The organism is Mycetocola sp. CAN_C7 (genome assembly GCF_015752285.1).
Taxonomy (GTDB): domain Bacteria; phylum Actinomycetota; class Actinomycetes; order Actinomycetales; family Microbacteriaceae; genus Mycetocola_A.
In genome coordinates this window covers 222341-245697 of sequence record NZ_JADOUY010000003.1, presented here as the reverse complement: position 1 = coordinate 245697, position 23357 = coordinate 222341, and the positions used below count along the sequence as shown (strand labels likewise).

Sequence of the window (23357 nt, the reverse complement as noted above, 5' to 3'; positions counted from 1 at the left end):
CGCGTTAACGACAGAAGGGGGATGCCGCGCTCACGCGCGACATCCCCCTTCCGGACGACTACTTTGCTGCAGCCTTGAGCTTCGATCCAGCCGAAACCTTGACCGAGTGGCCGGCCGGGATCTGGATCTCGGCGCCGGTCTGGGGGTTGCGGCCCGTGCGTGCTGCACGCGAGGTGCGCTCGACTGCGAGCCAACCCGGGATGGTGACCTTGACGTCGTTGCTGACCGAGTCAGCGAGAACGGCGAACAGCGAGTCGAGGACGCCGCCAACGGTGGCCTGGCTCTGGTTCGACTCTGATGCGATCTTTGCAACGAGCTCGGTCTTGTTAAGCGACTTATCAGCCATTGAGTTGTCCTCCTCGGACTTTGCTTTCTACAGCCTGTTTAGAACTTCACCCGAGTCGATAGTGCCCTCGAGCCGGTCTGATTGACCGCCTCGAACGTATCAGAGATCCGCATGTTTTCGCGGAAATCTGGCTCGTGTGCCCTGTTTTTATGCGGCGTGTCACAGCATCCGTCACTTTGACACCACTTTTCGGGGCCTGAATCACGCTGTGAGCGAAAAACCGCGGAATTCCGCCGAATGTGGGCAAAGGCGCTTTCGCCGCACAGCGCTCCGCTCAGTCGTCCGCGAATTGCGCTGCGGCGGGTACCATCATGCTGCCGTCGTCGCGACGGTTGCGGCGTTTCTGGACGGGCGCATCATCCCGGGTCGGGCCCTGGCCGTCGAGGGCCACATCGACGGCACGCCCGGCTGCGACCTCGAACGACTCTCCGCGCACGGTGAACGCCACAGGTCCGTCACCGTCAATCACGGAGACGCGCATGGACTCGGCGGTGAGTGTGACGAGCATGCGGGTTCCGCGCCACGCCAACCGGTATCGAAGCTCCGGCCAGTCCTTCGGAAGTCGCGGATCGAATGTCAGCATCCCCTCGTAGTCACGCATTCCACCGAAACCGGAGACGAGTGAACTCCAGACCCCACCGGCTGCGGCAACGTGAACACCGTCGGGCGTGTTGCCGTGCCTGTCTTCGAGGTCAACGAACACCGTGTCCAGGAAGTAGTCGAGCGCGAGGTCCTGGTATCCCACCTCGGCGGCGATGATCGACTGCACGATCTTCGACAGGCTCGAATCGCTCGTTGTCAGCGGGTCGTAATAGTCGAAATCCGCGAGCTTCTCGTCGAAGGTGAATTGATCGCCCTGGAGGAAGAGGGCGAGGACGACGTCCGCCTGCTTGAGCACCTGGAACCGGTAGATCACCAGAGGGTGGAAATGCAGCATCAGCGGTTTGCGGTCGTCAGGCGTCGCCTCGAGGTCCCACACTTCGCGCTGGAGAAACTGGGAGTCCTGCGGGTGAATCTGCAGGGACTCGGAATGAGGAATGAACATGGCAGCCGCGACGCGCTCCCATTCGACGAGTTCGCTGGCGTCGAGATCCAGCCGTTTCACGGCGCGGCGGTAGGCGTCCGGGCTCTCTTTCTCAAGCGTGCACAGCGCCTGAATCGCATAGCGGAGGTTGAACCGCGCCATCACGTTGGTGAACAGGTTGTTGTTGACGACCGTGGTGTATTCGTCCGGCCCGGTCACCCCGTGAATTTCGAATCGATCCTCCCCGTTCGATCGCCAGAATCCCAGCGTCGTCCAGAGCCGGGCCGTCTCGACCGCGATGTCGACGGCACCGTGACTCAGGAAATCGACGTCACCGGTCGCATCGATGTACTTCGCGAGGGCATAGGTCACGTCGGCGTTGATGTGGTACTGAGCCGTACCGGCGGCGTAGTAGGCGGATGCCTCTTCGCCGTTGATCGTGCGCCACGGGAAGAGAGCACCGGCTTCATTGAGCTTGCGGGCGCGATCCCTGGCGGCAGGGAGCATGCGTTCCCGAATGCGCAGGGCGTTCCGGGCCCAGTGCGGGCTGGTGTACGACATGAACGGCACCATGTAGATCTCGGTGTCCCAGAAGTAGTGGCCGCTGTAGCCGTTCCCTGTCACCCCCTTCGCCGGAATCCCGAGGCCGTCGGCGCGCCCTGCGGCCTGGGCGAGGTGGAAGAGGTTCCAGCGCACTGCCTGCTGCAGATCGTCATGGTCGGAGACCTCCACATCGGAACGCTCCCAGAACTCGGCCAGCCACTCCGCTTGCCTGGCGTATTGTGCGGCGACCCCTGCCGACCGGATCCGGTCGAGGGTGCGGCGGCACCGGTCCACGAGTTCGCGGGTGGGCGTACTCCTGGAGCTGTGGTAGGTCACGATCTTGGTGACGGTGACCGTGTCACCCTTTCGCGCGTTGATCGCGTAGACGTTTTTCGCGATGTTCCCGTCGATGTACCGCTCGACGGTGTAGTCGTTCGGCGTGGAGACGATGTGGTCGGCGGCGAGGGCGAGGGTCATCTCCGAGTTGGCGACCCGGTAGCTCAGAACGCTTCGATCGCCATCCTGCCAGTGTTCCTGCGGATGGAAGACGCGCTCGGTCACGCGGCCTGCTGTACGGGGATCATTCATCTCATCACCGCTGTTCGAGCCGTCGTACTCGTCTTCACCGTCCTGACGGTTGAGCAGCTGGCAGGAGATGGTGAGGGGTGCGTCGGCATCGAGCATCGTCACCTCGAGAGTCATCACCGCAAGGTGACGCTCGGGGAACGAGACCATCCGGGTCGCTCGCACCTGAACACGCTTGCCTGACGGTGTTCGCCACAGCAGGTCCCTGCGGAGGACGCCGTCACGGAAGTCGAGGGTGCGCTCGTAGCTGAGCAGGTCGGCCACGTCGAGCGCCAGAGGCTCATCGTCGACGTAGAGCCGCATCACCTTGCTGTCTGGAGCATTGACCATCATCTGACCCACCTCGGCGAAACCGTATGCCGCCTCGGCGTGACGGATCTTCCACGTCTCGTGGAGCCCGTTCACATATGTGCCGTGTTCATGCGCCGTACGGCCCTCGGCGGCGTTGCCACGCATTCCGAGGTAACCGTTCCCGACGGCGAAGAGGGACTCGGTCAGGCCGAGCGTTGCGGCGTCGTATTCGGTCTCGACGAGGCGCCACGGGTCGATGGGGAAACGGTCACGATTCATGTGCCAGGGACTCTCAGTGGTCGGGTCAAATAAAGGGAGGAGAACTACGGTGGGGTGCTGAGGTCGCCAGGGGCGCGATCAGTTGTGAGGCTCGGAGTGTGCAGACGTATAGACCGCCAAATCATCGATGACGGCATCCGCCCCCGCCTCGAGGAGAACGTCGTGACCGGCTCCCCGGTCCACACCGATGACAAGACCGAAGTGTGCCGCGCGCGCTGACGCGACACCGGAGATGGCGTCTTCGAACACCACGATGTCGGTGGGCGACAGGTCCATCTGCTGTGCGGCGAAGAGAAACATGTCTGGCGCCGGCTTGCTTGCGAGCGACTCGCGAGCGGCGACGACCCCGTCGACGATGATGGGGAACTTGTCGATGAGGTCAGCGGAGGTGAGCACCCAACGCGCATTGTTCGAACTCGAGACGACGCCCATCGGCATCCCTCGCTCCCACAATTCGGTCACGAGGGTGAGCGAACCGGGGTACGGCCGAATTCCCTGTGCGTCGAGGGCTCGGGCAAAGTACTCGTTCTTGCGATTCCCGATGCCCGAGATCGTGTCTGCCGTTGGTGGGTCGTCAGGCGAGCCGAGCGGCAGGCGGATGCCGCGGGAGTTCAGGATGCCGGCGACGCCGTCGTAGCGCCGCTTACCGTCGAGGTGCTCGAAATAGTCATCGTCCGTGTACGGGCTCGCCACGTTTTTCTCGGCGAAGACCTCGTCGAACATCGACTTCCAGGCGTAGCGGTGCAGGTCGGCCGTCGGCGTCAGAACGCCGTCGAGGTCGAAGAGAATTGCGCCGAAGCGGTCGAGACCACGAAGAGCGGATGCGTTCACGGGTGTTCCGATCAACGAAAGCGGGGTAGATGCTGGAGTCACTCTACGACACGGAGCGTCGTCTGAAATCACTGCAGCGCGGGCGGAACGACGAAACGGGTGTCGGCCCGAAGGCCGACACCCGTTTCGAAGTGAGACGGTGGTGCTTACCAGCTCGACTTGGTGATGCCGGGCAGTTCGCCCTTGTGCGCCATGTCACGGAAGCGGACACGCGAGATGCCGAACTTCGAGAGGTGGCCGCGGGGGCGTCCGTCGACGGCGTCACGGTTGCGCAGGCGCACCGGTGAGGCGTTGCGGGGAAGCTTCTGCAGGCCGAGGCGGGCCGCTTCGCGCGACTCGTCGGTGCCGTTCGGGTCCACGAGGGCCTTCTTCAGCTCGAGGCGCTTTGCTGCGTAACGCTCAACGATAACTTTGCGCTGGTTGTTCTTCGCGATCATGCTCTTCTTAGCCATGGCTTAGCGCTCCTCTCGGAATTCAACGTGCTTGCGCACTACGGGGTCGTACTTCTTGAGTACGAGACGGTCGGGGTCGTTGCGGCGGTTCTTCTTGGTCACGTAGGTGTAACCGGTTCCTGCCGTCGAACGAAGCTTGATGATCGGACGTACGTCCTGTGCTTTTGCCATTAGATCTTCTCCCCACGAGCCAGGATGTCCTTGACGACTGACTCAATTCCACGAGCATCGATGACCTTGATGCCCTTGGCGCTCAGCGTGAGCGTGACGTTGCGGCGAAGCGACGGCACGAAGTACGTCTTCTTCTGCACGTTCGGGTCGAAGCGACGCTTGGTGCGTCGGTGCGAGTGCGAAATGTTGTGTCCGAAGCCGGGAATGGCTCCAGTCACCTGGCAGGTTGCTGCCATGGTTCTCTCCTTCAGTACCGCAGGACTTTCGCCCTGCCCAAGATCTCTTGTCGGCACACAAAACCACCCGAATTTCACGACGAGGGGATTGTGTATGCGATCCGAGTGGGAGGTGCCCACTCAGCCAAGGGTCAATCGTACAGGAGATTCCGCGGTTCTGCGAATGACGGTCAGGCGGATGCCGCGGTGCAGGCGGCGCAGAGACCGAAGATGTCGACGATGTGTCTCGCATCGGTGAAGCCGTGTTCGGATGCCGTTTGCCTGGCCCACTGCTCGACCTCGGTCGCGGCGATCTCGACGGTGAGTCCGCAATTGCGGCAGATGAGGTGGTGGTGGTGACCGGTCGATGCGCAGGCGCGGTACAGGCTCTCACCCTCCGGCGACTGCAGCGAATCGGCTTCGCCCTCGTTCGCGAGATCGGCCAGGGCGCGATAGACGGTGGCGAGTCCGATGTGCGACCCGGAGTCACGCAGGCCCTGGTGCAGACCCTGAGCACTGACGAAACCGAGTCGAGAGTCGAGCGCCTCGCGCACGGCTTCACGTTGCCAGGTGTTCCTCTTCACAACCACGGTGTCACCGCCTCTCTCGTTGAAAGTTCTAGCGTAGCCCGGGGCGGGGCTTCGCACGCAGGCCGACCAGGCGGGCGACGAGGTAGATGCCGAACGAGATCGTCGTGATGTACGGGCTGATCGGCAACGAACCTCCGATCGCCAGCAGGATGCCGCCAACGGCGGAGACGAGGCCGAACGCCATCGCGAGCACGGGAACGAGAATCGGCGATGCCGAGAGCCGCAGTGCCGCTGCGGCCGGGGTGACGAGCAGGGCGAGCACGAGGAGCGCACCGATGATCTGCACCGAAACCGCAACGATGAGGCCGAGCAGCACCATGAACGCGAGCGACACGAACCGCGTCGGCACTCCCCGGGCAGCAGCGACATCGGCATCGAGGCTGTCAAAGCTGAGCGGACGCCAGATCAGGAGCAGCCCCACGAGCACGACGAGGCTGATCGCGCTCAGCCAGGTCAGCTGCGGGTCGTCGACCGAGATGATCTGTCCGGTGAGAAGGCCGAACTTATTGGCACTCCTGCCCGGATACAGGGCAAGGAAGAGAATGCCGAGCCCGAGCCCGAACGGCATCAGGACGCCGATGATCGAGTTCCGGTCGCGGGCCCGCGCGCCGAGCAGCCCGATGACGAGCGCGGCAATGAGCGCTCCGGCGAGCGACCCGGCGACGACGTTGAGCCCGAACAGCAGGGCGCCGGCGGCACCGGCGAACGAGAGTTCACTGATCCCGTGCACGGCGAATGCCATGTCGCGCTGCATGACGAAGACGCCGATGAGACCGCCGACGATTCCAAGGATCGCGCCGGCGATGATCGAGTTCTGCACGAGGGCGAGGAGCTCGCCGTAGTTCTCGAAGTTGAACATCCGCGACCAGAGGTCGTCAGCGGTCATGCTCCGGCCTCCCCGTGCGGGTGATGGTGGTGGTGCGTCTCGCTGTCGGGGATGCCGACGACAACCACGCGCCCCCCGGTACGGAGCACGTCGATCGGCGTACCGTACAGCTCGGTGAGGACCTCGCTCGTGAGGACCTCGTCTGGCGTGCCCTCACGAAACTGTCCGCCGGCGAAGTACAGGATGCGATCGACCATTCCGAGCACAGGGTTCACGTCGTGGGTCACGAAGACGACCGGCGTTCCGTGTTCACGCCTGCGGCGGTCGATGAGTTCGGAAACACCGCGCTGGTGCTGCAGGTCGAGGCTGAGCAGGGGCTCATCGCAGAGCAGCATCCGCGGGTCTCCGGCGAGTGCCTGGCCGACCCGAAGTCGCTGCTGTTCACCTCCGGAGAGGTTGCCGACAGGTTCGTCTGCGTAGTCGGACGCCCCGACGGACTCGAGTAGCGCGTCGACCTGCCGCTTCTCGGCTGATCGGGTGAGCGGCAGGCCGAAGCGGTGACCGTTCACGCCGAGCGCGACGAGGTCCCGGCCGCGCATGGGGGTTCCGCCTGGAATGAGTTTCTGCTGCGGAATGTAACCGATCCGCCGATCACCGCGACGGACAGCGTGCCCGTCGAACCGGATCGTGCCCGAATCCAGCGACTGCTGGCCGAGGATCGTCTTGAGCAGGCTGGTCTTGCCCGATCCGTTCGGCCCGAGCACGGCGAGGAACTCCCCCGAGCAGACGTCGAGGTTCAGGTCCTTCCACAGATCGCGACCACCGAAGCCGAGCGATGCGCTTGCCAGGCTCAGGATCGGGTCACTCGGATGCCGGTGGGCGGGTATGGTCACGAATCCAGCGCGTCCGAGATCGCGGTGATGTTGTCGGTCATCCAGCTCACATAGTCCTCGCCGTCCGGCAGCGTCTCGGCGAACGAGACAACGGGGACGGACTCCTGTTCAGCAGCCTCACGGACGCGTTCGGTCTCGGGGCTGCTCGTCTGCTCATTGTAGGCGAGCAGCGACACGTCGCCGGAGCCGATCAGGTCGAGCAGTTCGCTGAGGCTGGCAGGCGAGACGTCGGTGCCCTCTTCGATCGCTTCGCTGAACGCGTCAGGAGTGAGGTTCACCAGACCGGATGCCTCGAGCAGGTACACGGGAACGGGCTCTGTGACCGCCACGCCTGTTCCGTCGGCATCCGTCTTGATCGCGGAGGCGGTATCCGTCAGCGTTCCGATCTCATCGGCGAACGCTGTGTAGTTCTCGTCATAGGTGGCGGCGTTGTCCGGATCGAGCTCGGCGAAGTGGTGGGCGAGCTCTTCGGCGAGAGCGTCCACTGTCGCGAGATCGTACCAGACATGCTCGTTGAAGCCTTCGACGTGGCCGTGGTCGTCGCCCTCCGCCTCGTGATCGTGGGCGTGCTCGTCCTCGGCGTGCTCGTCTTCGGCGTGCTCGTCTTCGGCGTGCTCGTCTTCGGGCAGCAGGCCGGAGAGGTCGACGGCGGTGAGCACGGTGACATCGTCCGACCCGGCCGCCGAGATGAGGGTGTCGATGAACGGGTCGTATCCACCCCCGTTTTCGACGATGACGTCGGCCTTCGAGATGGCGAGCTGATCCTGCGCGCTTGCTTCATAGCTGTGCGGGTCCTGGGCGGCGGAGTCGATGATGTTCGTGAGGTCGATGTTGTCGCCGCCGATGGCTTCGGCGATGCTTCCGTAGACGTTCGTCGATGCGACGACCTGGATGCCTCCGGCCTCGGCGGCTGCCCCGTCTGCTGCCGGGGAGCATCCGCTGAGAAGAAGTGCTGCTGCGGGAATGAGGGAGAGGGGCGCAAGGCGACGAGTGGGATTCACGAGACCCACGTTACCGGTATTGATAACGGTTATCAACTTGGGGACAACCGCTACCCGGGCGGCATCCGCTCATCCGTCGGTTGTGTCGGCTTCGGGCCGCGAAAGCAGACAAAAGCAACGGACGAACCACGGCCGCGAGTCGCAGCATCCGCTCATCCGTCGACTGTGTCGGCTTCGGGCCGCGAAAGCTGGCATAAGCAACGGACGAACCACGGCCGCGAGTCGCAGCATCCGCTCATCCGTCGACCGTGTCGGCTTCGGGCCGCGAAAGCTGGCATAAGCAACGGACGAACCTGTGGCATATTGGCGATCCGCTTCATCTGCCGCCAACCGTGGCGATGGGGTCGTAACCACCGTCTGCGACCAACGATCGTCTGCCGCCCGGCACATTCGTCTCTTCCGAAGCGGGTTTTCGACACCCGGACGCCATCCCCCTCGACCCCCCTCCCTGCCCGCACATGCAACAATGCCCGCCCCTCGAGTCGAGGGACGGGCATCGCGCGCTGCTGCGAGGAGTTCTACGAAGCGGTCAGGCCGTCGACGTAATCCTGGTTGTCTTCGATCCACTGCTCGACGACCGGAGCGTAGTCATCGCCCTCGTAATCGATGAACATGGCCTGGACGAGAGACATCAGGGTCTCGCTGTCCATGGTGAAGTCCTCGAGCCATGCTGCGGCCTGCGGGGAGTTCTCGGTGAACTCGGTGCTTCCGTAGCTGTACAGGCTCTCGGTGTCACCGAATGCGCCCTCGGTGTCTTCGAGGTTCTTGATCGGGAACTGCGCGTATGCGCGGTGCGGCTCCCACAGGGTGACGACGACGTTCTCGCCGTTGTCTGTGGCCGACTTCAGCTCCGAGAGCATGGCGGCCGTCGACGAGGTCAGGAATTCCATGCCTTCGAGGCCATAGGTCGGGATGACCTCATCTTCCATCGCGGCGGTGAGGCCTGCGCCCGGCTCGATGCCGACGATGCGGTTGTTGAAGAGGTCCGCGTTGTCGGCGAGCTCCGCGATCGTGTCGATCGGAGCATCCTCGTTGACCGCGAGGGTGAGCTTGGAGTCTTCGTTCCAGGCGCCGAGCTCCTCGATGTCGTCACCGTAGGTCTCGAGGTACGCCTCATGGGTGTTCGGGAGCCAGACGTCGGTGGTGAAGTCGTAGTCACCAGACGCGAGGCCCTCGAAGACGGGTGCGGGGTCGGCGTATTCGAGCTCGACCGAGTAGCCCTCTTCTTCGAGAATGGACTTCCAGAGCCAGCTGGTGGCGACACCCTCGTCCCAGCCGTTGAATACGGCGAGGGTGATGTCGGTCTTTTCTCCGCCATCGGCGCTGCCGGCGTCGGGACTTGCGCATCCTGCCAGGCCGATGAGGCCAGCCGTTGCGAGTGTTGCGATTGCGATCTTGCTGCTGTTCTTCATGTATTGCCTCTCGTTGGTGCGATTGGACAGGTCGACACCGCGTGAACGGGTTCGACGATTGTGGGGGCCTGGATCAGGCCATGCCTCCGGGTGAGCGTCGGGGACCGGCCGCGACGAGCTGCTCCTTGGAGAGGCCGTCGGCCGAGTCGTCATCCGCAGGCTTCGCTGCATCCGCTTTCTTCACCCGCGGCTTGCGGGTGCCGAGGGATGCCGTCAGCCGGTCGAGCACGATGGCGAGAATCACGACGGACAACCCGGCTTCAAAACCGAGGCCGATGTCGATGCGGTTGAGGCTCGCAACGACGTCGCCGCCGAGACCGCCAGCGCCCACCATTCCGGCGATGACGACCATGGACAGCGACAGCATGATGACCTGGTTGACCCCGGCCATGATGCTCGGCATCGCGAGCGGAAGCTGAATCTGGCGCAGGATGCGGAATGGCGACGAACCGAAGGCGTGTCCGGCTTCGACGACTTCCTTATCGACACCGCGGATGCCGAGCTCGGTGAGCCGCACGCCGGGTGCCAACGCGAAGATGATGGTTGCGACGATGCCCGGGACGACACCGACTCGGAAGAGGATGAGCGCAGGGATCAGGTACACGAACGCCGGCATCGTCTGCAGGAAGTCGAGGATGGGCCTGATGATCTTGGATGCGCTGTCTGAGCGCGCCGCGAGAATGCCGAGCGGAACGCTGATGAGCACGGCGATGAAACTGGCGACGAGCACGAGCGACAGCGAATCCATCGCGTTCTCCCACTGGTCGACCGCGTAGATCAGGCTGAAGCCGAGGAGGACACCGACCGCAAGTTTCCAGCCCTTGGCCAGAAAACCGAGAACGGCGACGGCGACGATGATCGCCCAGAAGGGCGGCGTCTGGAAGATCAGGTTGACGAGGTCGTAGAGGCCGAGGAAGACGGCGCGGAGCACGTCGAACAGGGGCTGGAGGGTGTCGGTGAGCACATCGACAAAATCTTCGACCCACTGGCCGAGCGGAATACGGAAGTCCATCAGGCGAGGCTCCCTTCGTGAGCGGATGTGACGTGGTCGGTACGACTTCCCCTGCCGGTGTCTTCTTCGTCAGTGAGGCCAGCGGTCTCGCGGAGCGTTTCAGTGATGACGTCGACGGCAACCGTCGCGGTCGGTTCGATGATCTGGTTCTCCCCCGTCGATGTGGGCAGGTTGGCCAGGGCGGCGAGGAGGGTGACGCGCGGAATCGCACCGAGCAGGCGACCACTGTCGTCGACGACGGCGACCGGCAGCAAGCTTTCAGCTGCCGGCTCGAACAGGTCGACGAGGTACTGGTCGGGGCCGACTGTGGCCGGGTCGTTGCGTACGATTTCCATGAGATTCGGCTTCCCGGCCTTGACGTGCGAGAGCACATCACGGTCGTGCACGACACCGAGGAGCTTGCGGCCATTGCCGACGACGAATGCGGCGGATGTCTGCATGTCACGCATGGTTCGCAGAGCGGCACGAGGGCCGGCCGAACCGGAGACGACGGCGCGCGCCGGCTCCATCACGCTGGCGGCGGTGAGCACCCGGGCGCGGTCGACGTCCTGGACGAACTGAGCCACGTAGTCGTTGGCCGGGTCGGTGAGGATCTCGTCTGGCGTGCCGACCTGGACGATGCGGCCGTCGCGCATGACAGCGATGCGGTCGCCGAGGAACATGGCCTCGTTGAGGTCGTGTGTGATGAAGATGATGGTCTTGCCGAGCTCGTGCTGCAGATCGACGAGCTGCTCCTGCATCTCGCGGCGGATGAGCGGGTCGAGTGCCGAGAAGGCCTCGTCCATCAGGAGCACGTCAGTGTCTGCAGCCAGGGCGCGGGCCAGGCCGACACGCTGCTGCATGCCGCCAGACAGCTCGCCTGGGAGCTTGTCTTCCCAGCCGGACAGGCCGACTTTGGAGACGATGGCCTGGGCGCGTGCGCGTCGTTCAGCGAGCGGAACACCCTGAACCTCGAGCCCGTACGCGGCGTTGTCGAGGACGGTGCGGTGGGGGAGCAGCGCGAAGTGCTGAAAGACCATGGAGATCTTCGACCGGCGAACCTCGCGGAGCTGTGCGGCCGGGATGCCACTGATAGCGGAACCATGGACCGTCACCGTGCCCGCCGAGGGCTCGAGGAGGCCGTTGAGCATCCGGATCAGGGTGGACTTGCCGGAGCCAGACAGGCCCATGACGACGAAGATCTCGCCCTTCTTCACTTCGAAGGATGCGTCGATCACCGCTGCGGTGCCGAGCGAACTCAGTTCATCCCGCTTCTCTCCGGAATTCAGTCGCTTGACGACCTCGCGCGGCTTCTTGCCGAATACTTTGTAGACATTGTTCACCTTGACGGCAATCGTGTCGGTCACGTCTTCTCCAGGCATGCGGGCGTGAGGCATCCTCCGGCTGAAATCCGGCTCGATGCGAACAGCTGCTCGCGTAAGTTACGACCGGGTCAAGGACGAATGCACGAACCCCACCCATCAAGCGGCGACGACCTGTGCGTCAGAAGCGAATCGGGAGTTGTACTGGCGTGATCATGGGACCACCGCCAACGTCGCAGGACCATACGTCAGGATGTGCGACATTGCTGCGTCACATCCATCCGCGGACTAGCGTTTCGGCCTTCGTGGCCGTCAACCAACATAACAGACGACCGTGTCAACCCCTATTTCCGGCGACTTCGTGCTCGAAACGTGACCGGTGATTCTCGCAGTGACCTCACGGCATCCGTCCCTAAACTCGACCTCACTCGCTCACGAACGCACGACGACCCCAGGGAGAGAATCATGGGATTCTTCGACAGACTTTTCGGCGGACAGCAACAGGAGCCGCAACAACGGGCGCGGTATGCGCCGGAACCCAGATCGGCGCGCAGCGACGACGAGATCGCCGTGGAGCGCTACCGCTACCTGCTCAGGACAGCGCCGCCGGAGGCGATCGAGCAGGCCCATGAAGAGGCGTTCGAGAAGCTCACCCCCGAGCAGAGGCGCCTGTTGTTCCAGCAGCTCAGCGCGGACGCAGCTCCCGGTGACGAGCCTCGGGCAGACGACGCGCACTCGCTCGCCCAGTCCGCCACCCGTTCTGAGCTTCGCCAGCCTGGAACGATGGAACGCACCATGAACGGGCCGAGTTTCGGAAGCATGGTCGGCAGTTCACTGCTCGGCACCGTCGCCGGATACTTCATCGCCACAGCGGTTGTGAGCGCCTTTCTGCCGGACATGTCCGGCAGCGAGGCCGGCTCAGAGGGCGACGGGGGCGCGGATTCCGGTTCGGATGCCGGCGCAGAAACGAGCACGGATGCAGGCGGGGACTACAGCGGAGGCGGCGGGGACTTCGGCGGAGGCGACTTCGGTGGCGGAGGCGACTTCGGTGGCGGAGGCGACTTCGGCTTCTGATCCACCGCTTTTACCGATCGGGGCGGTCTGGTCGGCCGGCCCCGATCGGCTCAGTCGAGCAGGAGCGCAGGTTCCTCGATGATCGACGCGACGTCGGCCAGGAACCGGGATGCCACGTCACCGTCGACGACGCGGTGATCGAAGGACGCTCCGAGCGTTGTGACGAACCGCGGCCGCACCTCACCGTCGACGACCCACGGCTTCTGCTTGATCGTTCCGAGAGCGACGATGCCCACCTCGCCCGGGTTGAGGATCGGCGTGCCGGTGTCCATGCCGAAGACACCGATGTTGGTGATGGTGATGGTGCCGCCCTGCTGGTCGGCCGGCGGCGTCTTGCCGTCGCGCGCCGTCAACGTCAACTGTTCGAGCGATTGCGCCAGCTGCAGCAGGGTCATCCCCTGTGCTTCCTTGACGTTCGGAACGATGAGCCCGCGCGGCGTCGCCGCGGCAACACCGAGGTTGACGTAGTGCCTCACGATGATCTCGTCATCGGTCCAGGTGGCGTTCACCGTCGGGTTGCGGCGCACCGCCCAGATCATGGCCTTCGCCATGATGAGCAGAGGTGACACCTTCACGCCGGCGAAGTCGGTGGAGTTCTTGAGCCGTTTGATGAACTCCATGGTGCGCGTCGCGTCCACGTCGACGAAGAGCGACACGTGCGGGGCCTTGAACGCTGATTCGACCATCGCGTTGGCGATTTGCTTGCGGATTCCCTTCACCGGGATCCGCTCTTCGCGGTTGTCGCCCCATGCAGGGGTCTCGATGTTGCGGAACACGCTCGCCTGGCCGGCCTCGCGAACCACATCGTCACGGGTGACCTCTCCCCCGATTCCCGTTCCGGCCACGAGCTTGAGGTCCACCCCGAGGTCCTTCGCCAGTTTGCGGATCGGAGGCTTCGCGATCACCGGGCCGGCGGGGACCGGTGCGGATGCGGGAGCGGATGCCGGACGGGTGGCGGGCGCGGCGGCATCCGCGTGACGACGACGGCGGGAGGTGACGGAACCGGCGTTGCCGTACCCGACGAGCACAGCACCCGGCTTCTCGCCGTCGATGGAACTGCGGGTGTCTGCGACGGCTTCTTCGGTTTCGCTGGAAACGGCTGACGGGGCGACGGCAGCGGCGGCTGGCGCGCCGGCATCCGCCTTCTCGGCCGCAGCGGCGATCGAGATGATCGGAGTCCCGACGTCGACCGTGGTGCCCTCATCGACGAGGATGGCGGAGACGGTGCCCTCGTATGGCGAAGGCAGCTCGACGAGCGACTTGGCGGTCTCGATCTCGACGATCACCTGGTTGAGCTCGACGGTGTCGCCAGGCGCCACCTTCCACGACACCACTTCTGCCTCGGTGAGTCCTTCACCGGCATCCGGCATCAAGAACTGGAACTCGCTCATGATTTCTCTCTTTCGCGCGTCAGGACGCTAGTAGGCAAGTGCCCGGTCGACGGCCTCGAGGACTCGGTCGGCGTCGGGGAGGAAGAGCTTCTCGAGCTTGGCTGGGGGGAAAGGAACGTCGAAACCCGACACTCGGAGCACGGGTGCCTCGAGCGAGTAGAAGGCGCGTTCGGCGACGGTGGCGGCGATCTCGGAACCGACAGAGACGTTTCCGGGTGCCTCCTGCGCGATGACGAGACGTCCGGTCTTGCGGACGCTCTCGAGAAGTGGCGCGTAGTCGATCGGCGCGATCGACCGGAGGTCGACGACCTCGAGGCTGATGCCGTCAGTCGCTGCCAGCTCAGCGGCCTGCAAAAGAACGCTGACCATGGCGCCGTGCGCGACGACCGTGGCATCCGTTCCCGAGCGGATGATCCGGCTGGCGTGGAGGGGCGCGGCTGAGCGGGAGAGGTCGACCTCGCCTTTCGGCCAGTACCGGCTCTTCGGTTCGAAGAACATGACGGGATCGTTCGATGCGATCGCTTCCTGGATCATCCAGTACGCGTCGTTCGGCGTGGACGGGCTGACCGAGCGCAGGCCAGCCGTGTGGGCGAAGTATGCCTCGGGGCTCTCCTGGTGGTGCTCCACGGCCCCGATGTGCCCGCCGTACGGCACCCGGATGACGACGGGCATCTGCAGGTCGCCCTCGGTGCGGTTGGTCAGTTTGGCCAGCTGCGACGTGATCTGGTTGAACGCGGGGAAAATGAACCCGTCGAACTGGATCTCACAGACCGGACGGTAGCCGCGCATGGCGAGACCGATCGCGCTTCCGACGATTCCGGACTCGGCGAGTGGGGTGTCGAGCACCCGTTTCTCCCCGAACTCGGCCTGGAGGCCCTCGGTGATACGGAACACCCCGCCGAGCTTGCCGATGTCTTCTCCCATGAGGAGGACCTTGGGGTCATCGGTCATGGCCTGACGGAGCCCGGCGTTGAGAGCCTTCGCCATCGGCATGGTCTGCAGGGCGCTGTCGGTGCTCTCGCTCACGCTGCATCACCGCCCATCTCTCGCTCGTATCGTTCGAGCCACTGCTTCTGTTCCACCATCACCGGGTGGTCGTCGGCGTACACCGAGTCGAACATGAGTCCGACCTCAGGGTCTTCGATGGCGTGGGTGCGGCGACGGATGTCTGCGGCGAAGTCATGTGCCTGTTCGGCGACTCCGGCGAACAGCGACTCCGGTGCGCCCTTGCCGCGGAGGAACCTTTCAAATCGTACGATCGGGTCCCTGGCGACCCAGGAGTCCGTGAGTTCCTGGGTGCGGTACTTCGTCGGGTCATCACTCGTGGTGTGGGCGCCGATCCGGTAGGTGAGGGCCTCGATCAGTTGCGGTCCGCGACCCGAGCGAGCGTCGTCGAGATGCTTGGCAGTGACGGCGTAGCTGGCGAGGACGTCGTTACCGTCGACCTGCACGCTCGGGATGCCGAACCCGGCGCCGCGCTGCACGAGCGGCGTGCGCGACTGGGTGGTGACAGGAACGCTGATCGCCCAGTGGTTGTTCTGCAGGAAGAACACCTGAGGGGTCTGGTAGCTGGCCGCGAAGACGAGCGCCTCGTTGAGGTCGCCCTGGCTGGTGGACCCGTCGCCGAAATAGACCATAACGGCCTCGTCGGTTTCGGGGTCGCCTGTGGCAGTCGCCCCGTCGAAGCTCACGCCCATCGCATAGCCGGTCGCGTGCAGGGCCTGCGCGGCGATGACGAGGGTGTACGGACGGAAGTTGCCGTTCGCCGGGTCGGAGACATCCCACCCGGAGTGTGTGGTCCCCCGCATGACCTCGACGATGCCGAGCAGGTCGACCCCTCGGATCAGCCCGACCGCGTGCTCGCGGTAGGAGGGGAAGATGTGGTCCTGAGCGCGAGCGGCGCGACCGGAACCCACCTGGGCACCTTCCTGGCCGTGGCACGGCGGCCACAGCGCAAGCTGGCCCTGACGCTGCAGGTTGGCAGCCTCGGTGTCGAACGCCCGGGCGACGACCATGTCACGGTAGAACTGCTCATGGTCGGAGTCGGTGAGCCGATCGAGGTAGCCGAGATATGGCTCGGCAGACGCGGTCGGTTCGAGGGTTCCCTCGGTGGTCAGCATCTGCACGGCAGGCGCTGGGGACGTGCTCTCAGTTTCCGCCATTGCTCTAACCTAACCGCCTCGCCGGGTGCCCGGCTGGTAGGGACTCGACAATGTGTCGCGTGATCGATAGGAGTTTGTCCACAGATTCGTCCTCACCGACACTGACACGGATGCCGGAACCCGGGAACGCACGCGCGACGATACCGGCGTCGAGAAGGGACTCATTGGCGGCATCCGTCTCGTTCCCGGTCGCCAGCCAGACGAAGTTGCCCTGGGCCTCAGGGATGAACCAGCCCTGCTGTCGCAGGCCGCCGGCGAGCCGGTCGCGCAGGCTGCTGAGCAGCGCGACGCGTTCGAGGAGCTGATCCTCGAGAGCAAGCGAGGCGATTGCGGCCACCTGTGCCGTCTGGGTGACCGAGAGGGGGATGGCTGCAGCCCTGGCGGCGTCGAGCAATGCGACCGGTCCGATCGCCCAGCCGACGCGGAGACCGGCGAGACCATACGCCTTGGAGAAGGTGCGGAGCACGACGAGGTTCGGGTATCTGCCGGTCAGCCCGAGCCCTCTGACCGCTCCGGGGTCGGTCACGAACTCGGCGTAGGCCTCGTCGAGGAGCACGAGCACATCGGAGGGCACTGCGGCCATGAACGCCTCGAACGCGTCAGCGCTGACCACGGTTGACGTTGGGTTGTTGGGGGAACACACGAGAACGACCCGGGTGCGGTCGTCGACTGCCGCGGCGAGCGCGTCAAGGTCGTGTGAGCCGTCAGCCCGGTTCGGCACCTGGATGCTCGTCGCACCGGCGACGGTGACGAGGCCGGGGTACGCCTCAAAAGACCGCCACGAGTACACGACGGTGTCGCCGGGGCCGGCGGCCGCATCGATGAACTGGCTGAGCAGGGCGACCGATCCCGAGCCGACGTGGATCTGGTCGACACTGACGCCGTTGCGGGCGGCGAGGATCTCGCGCAGGGCGAGCGCCGAGGCATCCGGGTACCGGTTGAACGCGCCGGCAGACATCACGGCATCGAGCACTCCGGGCAGGGGCGGGTATGGATTCTCGTTGCTCGACAACTTGAATGCGTCGGCACCGGCCGGCTTTCCCTGCCGGTACGGCGGGCTGGCGAGAATCTCCGGGCGAAGCTTGACCGCAGGCGGCACAACCGGCTCGTCGGCGTTGGCTGGAGGAATCGTCACTGTTGAAGTCTAGACACGCACTATTCCGGCGGAGGCATGCTCTCACCCGGCCGGGCGGTAGGGTCGCGTTCGCAGGGTGCTGGCTGACATCATGGAGCGATGGGCAGGTTTCTTCTCCGAGTAGTCATCAACGCCGTCGCCATCTGGCTGACCAGCTTCATCGTGGCCGGGGTGCATGTCACCGCGTACACACCCGAAGACGTCGTCGCGAGCATTCTCACGTATCTGCTGATCGGGCTGATCTTCGCGGTCGTCAACGGCGTGGTCGGAACGTTGATCCGGATCGTCGCTTTTCCGATCTACATCCTCACACTCGGCCTGATTTCGTTCATCGTGAACGGGCTCCTGCTGCTCCTGGTGGCGTGGATCATGTCGTTCTTCGACTTCGGGCTCGAGATCGACGGATTCTGGTGGGCAGTGCTCGGCGCGCTGGTGATGGGCATCATCAACGGTCTGCTCCAGTTGCTGCTCCGGCCACAGCTCAAGGAACGCCGCAACCGCCGCCGCTGAGGTCAGCCGCGACGTTTCACGGCCCGGTACAGCGTCGACGTTCCACCCCGCTCTGCCTCACCCAAGGTGTCGAGAGCCGCTTTCACCCGATCGAGGCGCGGATCGTCGGAACCGTCGATGAGCGCGGCGGTGTCGGCGTATCCTGCCATGAAGTGCGCGCTTCCGAACGGGCGTTCAGGAACTGCCGGATCGTGGATGCTGCGGGTGACGACCACCCGGTCGCGCCCGTCATCTCCTTCGATCGGTGCGCCGCCGAGCGCGGGCGTGAGGTCTTCGGCGTGCTCGACGGCGAGGTGGGCGACGGAGTCGGGAATCGGGATCTGGCCGGTCGGTGACCCGAAGGTGATGAGAGCGTCGGTGTCGTACGCCCCGGATGCCGCCACCCGCGCCGCGACGAGGCCACCCTGTGAGTGACCGACCAGGGTGACCGAATCACCGGGGCGGATGCCCGCTTCGTCCATGGCGTCGAGGGTCGCCCGGTACGCGGCCGCGTCGTCTCCGGCGATCCCGGCGAGGTTGCTGCCCATATCGAACGGCTCAGCGCCGTCGGTGGAGAACTCGCTCGTGCCGGCGAGGTACACCGCGTAGCTCGGTCGGGCGCCGCCTTCGAAGCGCTCGACACGGATCTGCGGCCGACCCGGGCCGCTCTCGGGAATTCGGGAGGCGGCATCCGCCAGTGATCGTGGAGCGGTGACAGGGGTCGATTCAGCCGTGCTGAGGGTGATCGGAGTGGCGGTGTACGCGTTGCGGCCGGCGAGGAGAAGGAGCGCCCCTGCCATGGAACTCAACCCGACGATGCCGGCACCGTCGTCTCCGAGCAACCGGGCCACCGGCGGATCGATGCCGGCGACCCCGAGGGCGATGTCGTCTGCTGACGAGACGAGAGCGCGCACCAGGCTGACGAACGCGGGGCTCTCGAGCAGGGCGGCGTTGCCGGTCAGCGCGCTGAGCAGCGGCTGGCCGGCGACCGCGGCGAGCCGACGCACCTCCGGATGCTGTGCGACCAGGGCGGCCACCGCCGCCGAAGGGAGGAGAGGGAGTGCGCCGATGAAAATGTTCCTGATCAGGCCCCCGGTGAGAAACCCGCCGAGTGCCGCGACCAGCCCGCTGACATCGGCACCCTTCTGCTCAACGGCGGCATACGCTGTTGCTGCCGTTTCGACGCGGCTGCTCAAGCTCTCAGCCAACGCCGCGGCGTCCTGCAACATCGCCGCCGACCGCGTCAGATCGGGTTCGGCGAAACCGAACGGTGCCGCGTCTGCCGACCATTCGGTGATGCATCGCGTCATTGCTGCCCGGTGCGCCCAGTCGCGCGCGTCGGCGGCAAGCGTTGTGAGTGTCGCTGCGACGAGAAAGAGCTCGTCGGTCTCGACGCTCGTGGAAGCTCCACCCGAGACATCGAGAGTGTCTGCGGTCGGGGTCATCGGTACCGTGCCCCCGCGGGGTAACCGACGAGGTCTTTCTCCCACCCGCCGCCCCGCCGTTCGATCGTCGTATCGGCACGGAGGAGCTCCCGCGCCCGGTCGCACTCGTCGAGGGCGATGCGCAGCGCGCCGGCGCTCCGGGCGAGGGCACTGGTCAGATCGGCCATCCTGCGATCGAATTCGTATCGGGACGCCGACCGCCAGGTGAGTGTGTCAGTGGCGTGGTGGAGCCGGCGCTGACCGTCTGCCAGGTCATCGGCCAGCGCACGCGTGCGCCGGCTCTGTTCGTCGAGCAGGTCGAGCGCGCGCGCTCGCGAGACATCGCTGAGCGTCGTACCGGAAACAGCAGCGATCGTCGGGTCGATCATGAGTCCTCCTCGGCTGAGAAGCGGATGCCGCCGCAACCGCGACGCAGGTCCATGCTCGCCGCCCACAGGGAGAGGCGATGTCCTGTGCCGCGTTCCGTGGGCAATTGACGCGCTGAAAGGACGTGTGGAGGGCGGGCGCCGAATCGGCGGCCCATCCCCGATGCCTGCGAGCCTAATCGTGTCAGCACTGATTTCACGCCCCAGTAGGAGGGGTGGGCTCCCGACGGCGCCTGGACTCGTCCTCGCTAATGGGGGATGCCGCTTCTCGTCGCCGCGGTACAGAATGGAAGGATGATTTCCGACCCGGTCCCTACCGAGGTCCAGCCCTTCCGCGTGTGCTTTGTGTGCGCAGGCAACATCTGCAGATCCCCGATGGCAGAAGTTGTGTTCCAGAGCATGGTGCGACAGGCAGGCCTCTCGCAATATGTCGAGACCCTCTCGGCCGGAACCGGCGACTGGCACGTGGGCGAGCAGGCCGACGCCCGCACGCTCACCGCCCTGGCTCGAAATGGTTACGACGGTGCACACCACCGGGCGAAGCAGTTCAACCCGGAATGGTTCGACAGCCTCGACCTCATCGTCGCGCTCGACAGCGGCCACGACCGCATCCTCAGGTCGTGGGCCCCGACCGAAACTGACAGGGGCAAGGTCGCCCTTCTGCTCAGTTTCGACCGTGACCAGAACCATATGGCCGATGTCCCCGACCCCTACTACGCCGGCGATGAGATGTTTGACCGAGTATTGGGCATGATTGAGAGGGCAAGCCGCCAACTTTTCCGGCAGCTTGAACCGGCAATTCGACAGGGAGCCATTCGATGACCGCACTACCCGCCCAGCCACTCAGCCCGCTCGACGGTCGATACCAGGCGGCCGTCAGCTCCCTGGGCGAGTACCTCAGCGAGGCGGGACTGAACCGGGCACGGGTGCAGGTCGAGGTCGAATGGCTGCTCTACCTGACCTCACACCGCATGTTCGGCTCGCATCCGCTGACCGCAGAGCAGACCGAGTCGCTCCGCGCCCTCTATCTCGAGTTCGGCCAGGAAGACATCGACTGGCTCGCTGAAAAAGAGGCGGTGACCCGTCACGACGTGAAGGCCGTCGAATATCTGGTGCGCGACCGGCTCGCATCCCTCGGTCTCGACTCGATTGCCGAGCTCACCCATTTCGCCTGCACAAGTGAAGACATCAACAACCTGTCGTACGCCCTCACCGTGTCTGCCGCAGTTCGCCAGGTCTGGCTGCCGAAGCTCCGCCAGGTGATCGGCCTGCTCTCCGAGCTCGCCGTCGAGCACCGTGCGGATGCCATGCTGTCGCGCACGCACGGGCAGCCAGCCACTCCGAGCACAATGGGGCGCGAACTCGCCGTGGTCGCCTGGCGACTGGAGCGGATCGCCGGTCAGGTGAACGATTCAGAGGTGCTCGGCAAGTTCTCCGGCGCGACCGGGAACTTCGCGGCGCACGTCATGGCCGACCCTGCCGCGGACTGGACGGCGATCTCACGCGAGTTCGTCGAGTCGCTCGGCCTGACCTGGAACCCGCTCACCACGCAGATCGAGTCTCACGACTGGCAGGCGGAACTGTACAACCGGGTGTCTCACGCCAACCGGGTTCTGCACAACCTCGCCACCGACATCTGGACCTACATCTCGATGGGCTACTTCCGTCAGATCCCGCAGGCTGGCGCGACCGGTTCCTCGACCATGCCGCACAAGATCAACCCGATCCGGTTCGAGAACGCCGAAGCGAACCTCGAGCTCTCGAGCGCTGTGCTGGACTCGCTCGCCGCAACACTCGTCACCTCCCGTCTGCAGCGCGACCTCACCGACTCGACCACCCAGCGCAACATCGGTGTCGGTTTCGGGCACTCGCTCCTCGCCCTCGACAATCTGGCTCGGGGCCTCGGTGAGATCGACCTGGACAGCGAGGCGCTTGCCGCTGACCTCGACAGCAACTGGGAGGTTCTCGGTGAGGCGATCCAGACGGTCATCCGTGCCGAGGTCGTTGCCGGTCGTTCGCAGATCTCGGATCCGTATGCCCTGCTGAAGGAGCTCACCCGTGGCAAGCGGATCGGGCGCGACGACCTGGTGGCCTTCGTCTCCACCCTCGACATCGGCGACGACGCCCGGGAGCGCCTGCTCGCGCTGACTCCGGCCGGTTATGTCGGATTGTCCGATGAACTGGTGGGCTACCTGCCCTGATCGACGCCGGCGGCCGGCGCCTGACGAGCCGCCCGGAGGGAGCATCCGTTCCGAGAACTTGCTCCAAATTCAGGAGATCTGTGGCGACACGCCGTGCGGGAGCGCTTTCACCACGGCGTGTCGGCAGAATCTCCTGAATTTACAGGAAGGAGCGCGGGCCTTCCCGTCCCGCGGCTGGCGGCGTACCCTGATGCCGGGAGGCATCATGCGAACGACGGCGGGTGAGCGCATCACCATCAGGGGCCAGACGGTCGGGGCGCCTGACCGACACGGCCAGATCCTCGAAGTCAGGGGAAATGAGGGCGAACCGCCCTACTACGTCCGATTCGACGATGGTCACGAAAGCCTCGTCTATCCGGGGCCCGACTGCGTCATCGAGCACGCTCCAGCGACCGGCTGATACGTCCGGTCAGTGCCCGGAGTTCTGCTCGTCGATGTCTTTCTTCTCGAGATCGCCGGGTTTCACCGTGAGGGCGAACATCGCGATGCCCACGAGTGTGACGATGAACGCAACGCCGAAACCGATCAGCGCGAAGACGACATCCCTCGTTGACATCAGGACGATGAGGCCGGTGAAGATTCCGGCGACGGCGGCGAAGGCCAGCAGCTCGACGGGCTTGAGGATCTCGCGGCGGCTGGGCTGACTGGGAGTGGGGTTGCTCATGGGCGCGCCTCCGTTTCGGGGGGAACGCGACCGGACTCATCGGTGCCCCACTTCAGTGAGAAACCACCGATGACGAGAAGCACGGCTCCGATGGCGGCGTACGCGCCGAAGATACCGACGGTGACGATGGATGCTGTGAGGCTGCGGTCGATACCGTCAGGACCGGTGAACTGGTGGTCGAGTCCAGGCGGCACGAGCAGGAACGCGACAGCCAGGAGCACGGTGAGGCCACCGATGGTGGTCCAGTCGCGAGCGAGCGGCGAACGGCGGCGCAACCGGAAGCCGCTGTACAGCTCGAGGGCCCCTGTGAGGAGCGCCCAGACGATCACGATTGCATAGAACGCGGGCAGGCTGGAATTCGGGGCGAGTGCCAGTGCCACGACACCGGCCGCGAGAGTGATGATCGCCTGCGCGAAGAAGGTACGGCGCGAGACCCGGTCAGCCGCGAGCCGGGCCGAGCCGAGGACGATCTCGATGAGCGCCGTCAGCACGGCGAAGCCCCCGAAGACCGACAGTCCGAGCCACGGTGAGTGGTTGCCGTTGAACGTGATGACGACAGCAGCGACGGCGGCGACGGCGGCCCGGGCGACCGGGACGAGCCAGTACCGTGAGCGTGAGTTCACAGCGCCGCCGGTTGCGGCAGCGACAGGGGTGGCCAC

Annotated in this window: 26 protein-coding genes; 5 read left to right on the top strand and 21 right to left on the bottom strand. The window is 65.0% G+C overall.

Annotation, left to right across the window (positions count from 1 at the left end; translation table 11 throughout):
* Nucleotides 1-58: 58 nt before the first annotated feature.
* The 13 genes from IWX78_RS07845 to IWX78_RS07785 all read right to left on the bottom strand — a co-directional run bounded on the left by IWX78_RS07845 (nt 59) and on the right by IWX78_RS07785 (nt 11847).
* Nucleotides 59-346 (bottom strand): HU family DNA-binding protein, encoded by a 288-nt coding sequence (locus tag IWX78_RS07845; protein ID WP_196832965.1) that lies wholly within the window; start codon nt 344-346, stop codon nt 59-61.
* A gap of 274 nt (nt 347-620) precedes the next feature.
* On the bottom strand, nt 621-3068 hold the full coding sequence (locus IWX78_RS07840; protein WP_196832964.1) for a glycoside hydrolase family 65 protein: 2448 nt from the start codon (nt 3066-3068) through the stop codon (nt 621-623).
* Nucleotides 3069-3146: 78 nt separating this feature from the next.
* Nucleotides 3147-3899 carry an HAD family hydrolase gene (locus IWX78_RS07835; protein WP_196832963.1) on the bottom strand — a complete coding sequence of 251 codons (753 nt, stop codon included), beginning with the start codon at nt 3897-3899 and terminating at the stop codon, nt 3147-3149.
* Between the two features lie 146 nt (nt 3900-4045).
* Nucleotides 4046-4351, bottom strand: a complete 306-nt coding sequence (gene rpsN / locus IWX78_RS07830; protein ID WP_090711643.1) for a 30S ribosomal protein S14 — start codon at nt 4349-4351, stop codon at nt 4046-4048.
* A 3-nt stretch (nt 4352-4354) separates the two neighbouring features.
* Nucleotides 4355-4522 carry a 50S ribosomal protein L33 gene (rpmG, locus tag IWX78_RS07825; protein WP_184239703.1) on the bottom strand — a complete coding sequence of 56 codons (168 nt, stop codon included), beginning with the start codon at nt 4520-4522 and terminating at the stop codon, nt 4355-4357.
* Nucleotides 4522-4758, bottom strand: coding sequence for a 50S ribosomal protein L28 (gene rpmB / locus IWX78_RS07820; RefSeq protein ID WP_196832962.1), 237 nt, complete (start codon nt 4756-4758; stop codon nt 4522-4524). The genes rpmG and rpmB overlap by 1 nt, the downstream gene beginning before the upstream one ends.
* A gap of 170 nt (nt 4759-4928) precedes the next feature.
* The gene (locus tag IWX78_RS07815) at nt 4929-5321 is read right to left on the bottom strand and encodes a Fur family transcriptional regulator (protein ID WP_196833257.1); all 393 of its coding nucleotides are present in this window, start codon (nt 5319-5321) and stop codon (nt 4929-4931) included.
* A 34-nt stretch (nt 5322-5355) separates the two neighbouring features.
* A complete protein-coding gene (locus IWX78_RS07810) occupies nt 5356-6213 on the bottom strand; it encodes a metal ABC transporter permease (RefSeq protein ID WP_196832961.1) in 858 nt (285 codons plus the stop codon).
* The gene (locus tag IWX78_RS07805) at nt 6210-7046 is read right to left on the bottom strand and encodes a metal ABC transporter ATP-binding protein (protein ID WP_334684630.1); all 837 of its coding nucleotides are present in this window, start codon (nt 7044-7046) and stop codon (nt 6210-6212) included. The genes IWX78_RS07810 and IWX78_RS07805 overlap by 4 nt, the downstream gene beginning before the upstream one ends.
* Nucleotides 7043-8047, bottom strand: coding sequence for a metal ABC transporter solute-binding protein, Zn/Mn family (locus IWX78_RS07800; RefSeq protein WP_196832960.1), 1005 nt, complete (start codon nt 8045-8047; stop codon nt 7043-7045). The genes IWX78_RS07805 and IWX78_RS07800 overlap by 4 nt, the downstream gene beginning before the upstream one ends.
* A 518-nt stretch (nt 8048-8565) precedes the next feature.
* On the bottom strand, nt 8566-9459 hold the full coding sequence (locus tag IWX78_RS07795; protein ID WP_196832959.1) for a glycine betaine ABC transporter substrate-binding protein: 894 nt from the start codon (nt 9457-9459) through the stop codon (nt 8566-8568).
* A gap of 73 nt (nt 9460-9532) precedes the next feature.
* Nucleotides 9533-10474 (bottom strand): ABC transporter permease, encoded by a 942-nt coding sequence (locus tag IWX78_RS07790; protein WP_196833255.1) that lies wholly within the window; start codon nt 10472-10474, stop codon nt 9533-9535.
* Nucleotides 10471-11847: a quaternary amine ABC transporter ATP-binding protein gene (locus IWX78_RS07785; RefSeq protein WP_442929224.1), complete on the bottom strand. Its 1377-nt coding sequence runs from the start codon at nt 11845-11847 to the stop codon at nt 10471-10473. Before IWX78_RS07785 ends, IWX78_RS07790 begins: the two co-directional genes overlap by 4 nt.
* A gap of 390 nt (nt 11848-12237) precedes the next feature.
* On the opposite strand from IWX78_RS07785, the gene IWX78_RS07780 reads away from it, so the two are divergent.
* Nucleotides 12238-12846 carry a hypothetical protein gene (locus IWX78_RS07780; RefSeq protein WP_196832957.1) on the top strand — a complete coding sequence of 203 codons (609 nt, stop codon included), beginning with the start codon at nt 12238-12240 and terminating at the stop codon, nt 12844-12846.
* Between the two features lie 50 nt (nt 12847-12896).
* On the opposite strand, the gene IWX78_RS07775 is transcribed toward IWX78_RS07780, so the two are convergent.
* Genes IWX78_RS07775 through IWX78_RS07760 form a run of 4 tightly spaced genes read right to left on the bottom strand, consistent with a single transcriptional unit; the run spans nt 12897 to nt 17528 of the window.
* On the bottom strand, nt 12897-14237 hold the full coding sequence (locus tag IWX78_RS07775; protein WP_196832956.1) for a dihydrolipoamide acetyltransferase family protein: 1341 nt from the start codon (nt 14235-14237) through the stop codon (nt 12897-12899).
* 27 nt (nt 14238-14264) lie between these two features.
* On the bottom strand, nt 14265-15230 hold the full coding sequence (locus IWX78_RS07770; protein WP_196833254.1) for an alpha-ketoacid dehydrogenase subunit beta: 966 nt from the start codon (nt 15228-15230) through the stop codon (nt 14265-14267).
* A gap of 29 nt (nt 15231-15259) precedes the next feature.
* Entirely contained in the window at nt 15260-16399 is a 1140-nt protein-coding gene (locus tag IWX78_RS07765) for a thiamine pyrophosphate-dependent enzyme (protein WP_196832955.1), read from the bottom strand.
* A 4-nt stretch (nt 16400-16403) separates the two neighbouring features.
* The gene (locus IWX78_RS07760) at nt 16404-17528 is read right to left on the bottom strand and encodes a histidinol-phosphate transaminase (protein WP_442929229.1); all 1125 of its coding nucleotides are present in this window, start codon (nt 17526-17528) and stop codon (nt 16404-16406) included.
* 105 nt (nt 17529-17633) lie between these two features.
* On the opposite strand from IWX78_RS07760, the gene IWX78_RS07755 reads away from it, so the two are divergent.
* Nucleotides 17634-18044, top strand: a complete 411-nt coding sequence (locus IWX78_RS07755) for a phage holin family protein (protein ID WP_196832954.1) — start codon at nt 17634-17636, stop codon at nt 18042-18044.
* Between the two features lie 2 nt (nt 18045-18046).
* Here the strand turns inward: IWX78_RS07755 and IWX78_RS07750 are convergent, their stop codons facing one another.
* Both IWX78_RS07750 and IWX78_RS07745 read right to left on the bottom strand, forming a co-directional pair.
* Nucleotides 18047-19468: a hypothetical protein gene (locus IWX78_RS07750; protein WP_196832953.1), complete on the bottom strand. Its 1422-nt coding sequence runs from the start codon at nt 19466-19468 to the stop codon at nt 18047-18049.
* On the bottom strand, nt 19465-19836 hold the full coding sequence (locus tag IWX78_RS07745; protein ID WP_196832952.1) for a hypothetical protein: 372 nt from the start codon (nt 19834-19836) through the stop codon (nt 19465-19467). Before IWX78_RS07745 ends, IWX78_RS07750 begins: the two co-directional genes overlap by 4 nt.
* 291 nt (nt 19837-20127) lie before the next feature.
* Here IWX78_RS07745 and IWX78_RS07740 point away from each other — a divergent pair, with 291 nt between their 5' ends.
* The 3 genes from IWX78_RS07740 to IWX78_RS07730 all read left to right on the top strand — a co-directional run bounded on the left by IWX78_RS07740 (nt 20128) and on the right by IWX78_RS07730 (nt 22434).
* Complete coding sequence (locus tag IWX78_RS07740; RefSeq protein WP_196832951.1) at nt 20128-20655, top strand: low molecular weight protein-tyrosine-phosphatase; 528 nt, start codon at nt 20128-20130, stop codon at nt 20653-20655.
* Nucleotides 20652-22034, top strand: a complete 1383-nt coding sequence (gene purB, locus IWX78_RS07735) for an adenylosuccinate lyase (RefSeq protein ID WP_196832950.1) — start codon at nt 20652-20654, stop codon at nt 22032-22034. The genes IWX78_RS07740 and purB overlap by 4 nt, the downstream gene beginning before the upstream one ends.
* A 205-nt stretch (nt 22035-22239) precedes the next feature.
* Nucleotides 22240-22434 carry a DUF1918 domain-containing protein gene (locus IWX78_RS07730; RefSeq protein WP_196832949.1) on the top strand — a complete coding sequence of 65 codons (195 nt, stop codon included), beginning with the start codon at nt 22240-22242 and terminating at the stop codon, nt 22432-22434.
* A gap of 9 nt (nt 22435-22443) precedes the next feature.
* On the opposite strand, the gene IWX78_RS07725 is transcribed toward IWX78_RS07730, so the two are convergent.
* Both IWX78_RS07725 and IWX78_RS07720 read right to left on the bottom strand, forming a co-directional pair.
* Nucleotides 22444-22698, bottom strand: coding sequence for a hypothetical protein (locus IWX78_RS07725; protein WP_196832948.1), 255 nt, complete (start codon nt 22696-22698; stop codon nt 22444-22446).
* On the bottom strand, nt 22695-23357 hold the full coding sequence (locus IWX78_RS07720; protein ID WP_196832947.1) for a DUF308 domain-containing protein: 663 nt from the start codon (nt 23355-23357) through the stop codon (nt 22695-22697). Before IWX78_RS07720 ends, IWX78_RS07725 begins: the two co-directional genes overlap by 4 nt.

Excerpts from the sequence above, each read along its gene's own strand:
- IWX78_RS07725 (WP_196832948.1), bottom strand. The coding sequence starts at position 22,698 with ATGAGCAACCCCACTCCCAGTCAGCCCAGCCGCCGCGAGATCCTCAAG.
- IWX78_RS07785 (WP_442929224.1), bottom strand. The coding sequence starts at position 11,847 with ATGCCTCACGCCCGCATGCCTGGAGAAGACGTGACCGACACGATTGCC.
- IWX78_RS07730 (WP_196832949.1), top strand. The coding sequence starts at position 22,240 with ATGCGAACGACGGCGGGTGAGCGCATCACCATCAGGGGCCAGACGGTC.
- rpsN (WP_090711643.1), bottom strand. The coding sequence starts at position 4,351 with ATGGCTAAGAAGAGCATGATCGCGAAGAACAACCAGCGCAAAGTTATC.
- IWX78_RS07755 (WP_196832954.1), top strand. The coding sequence starts at position 17,634 with ATGGGCAGGTTTCTTCTCCGAGTAGTCATCAACGCCGTCGCCATCTGG.
- IWX78_RS07840 (WP_196832964.1), bottom strand. The coding sequence starts at position 3,068 with ATGAATCGTGACCGTTTCCCCATCGACCCGTGGCGCCTCGTCGAGACC.
- IWX78_RS07745 (WP_196832952.1), bottom strand. The coding sequence starts at position 19,836 with ATGATCGACCCGACGATCGCTGCTGTTTCCGGTACGACGCTCAGCGAT.
- IWX78_RS07780 (WP_196832957.1), top strand. The coding sequence starts at position 12,238 with ATGGGATTCTTCGACAGACTTTTCGGCGGACAGCAACAGGAGCCGCAA.
- IWX78_RS07770 (WP_196833254.1), bottom strand. The coding sequence starts at position 15,230 with ATGCCGATGGCGAAGGCTCTCAACGCCGGGCTCCGTCAGGCCATGACC.
- IWX78_RS07795 (WP_196832959.1), bottom strand. The coding sequence starts at position 9,459 with ATGAAGAACAGCAGCAAGATCGCAATCGCAACACTCGCAACGGCTGGC.
- IWX78_RS07775 (WP_196832956.1), bottom strand. The coding sequence starts at position 14,237 with ATGAGCGAGTTCCAGTTCTTGATGCCGGATGCCGGTGAAGGACTCACC.
- IWX78_RS07810 (WP_196832961.1), bottom strand. The coding sequence starts at position 6,213 with ATGACCGCTGACGACCTCTGGTCGCGGATGTTCAACTTCGAGAACTAC.
- purB (WP_196832950.1), top strand. The coding sequence starts at position 20,652 with ATGACCGCACTACCCGCCCAGCCACTCAGCCCGCTCGACGGTCGATAC.
- IWX78_RS07740 (WP_196832951.1), top strand. The coding sequence starts at position 20,128 with ATGATTTCCGACCCGGTCCCTACCGAGGTCCAGCCCTTCCGCGTGTGC.
- IWX78_RS07765 (WP_196832955.1), bottom strand. The coding sequence starts at position 16,399 with ATGGCGGAAACTGAGAGCACGTCCCCAGCGCCTGCCGTGCAGATGCTG.
- rpmB (WP_196832962.1), bottom strand. The coding sequence starts at position 4,758 with ATGGCAGCAACCTGCCAGGTGACTGGAGCCATTCCCGGCTTCGGACAC.
- rpmG (WP_184239703.1), bottom strand. The coding sequence starts at position 4,522 with ATGGCAAAAGCACAGGACGTACGTCCGATCATCAAGCTTCGTTCGACG.
- IWX78_RS07845 (WP_196832965.1), bottom strand. The coding sequence starts at position 346 with ATGGCTGATAAGTCGCTTAACAAGACCGAGCTCGTTGCAAAGATCGCA.
- IWX78_RS07750 (WP_196832953.1), bottom strand. The coding sequence starts at position 19,468 with ATGACCCCGACCGCAGACACTCTCGATGTCTCGGGTGGAGCTTCCACG.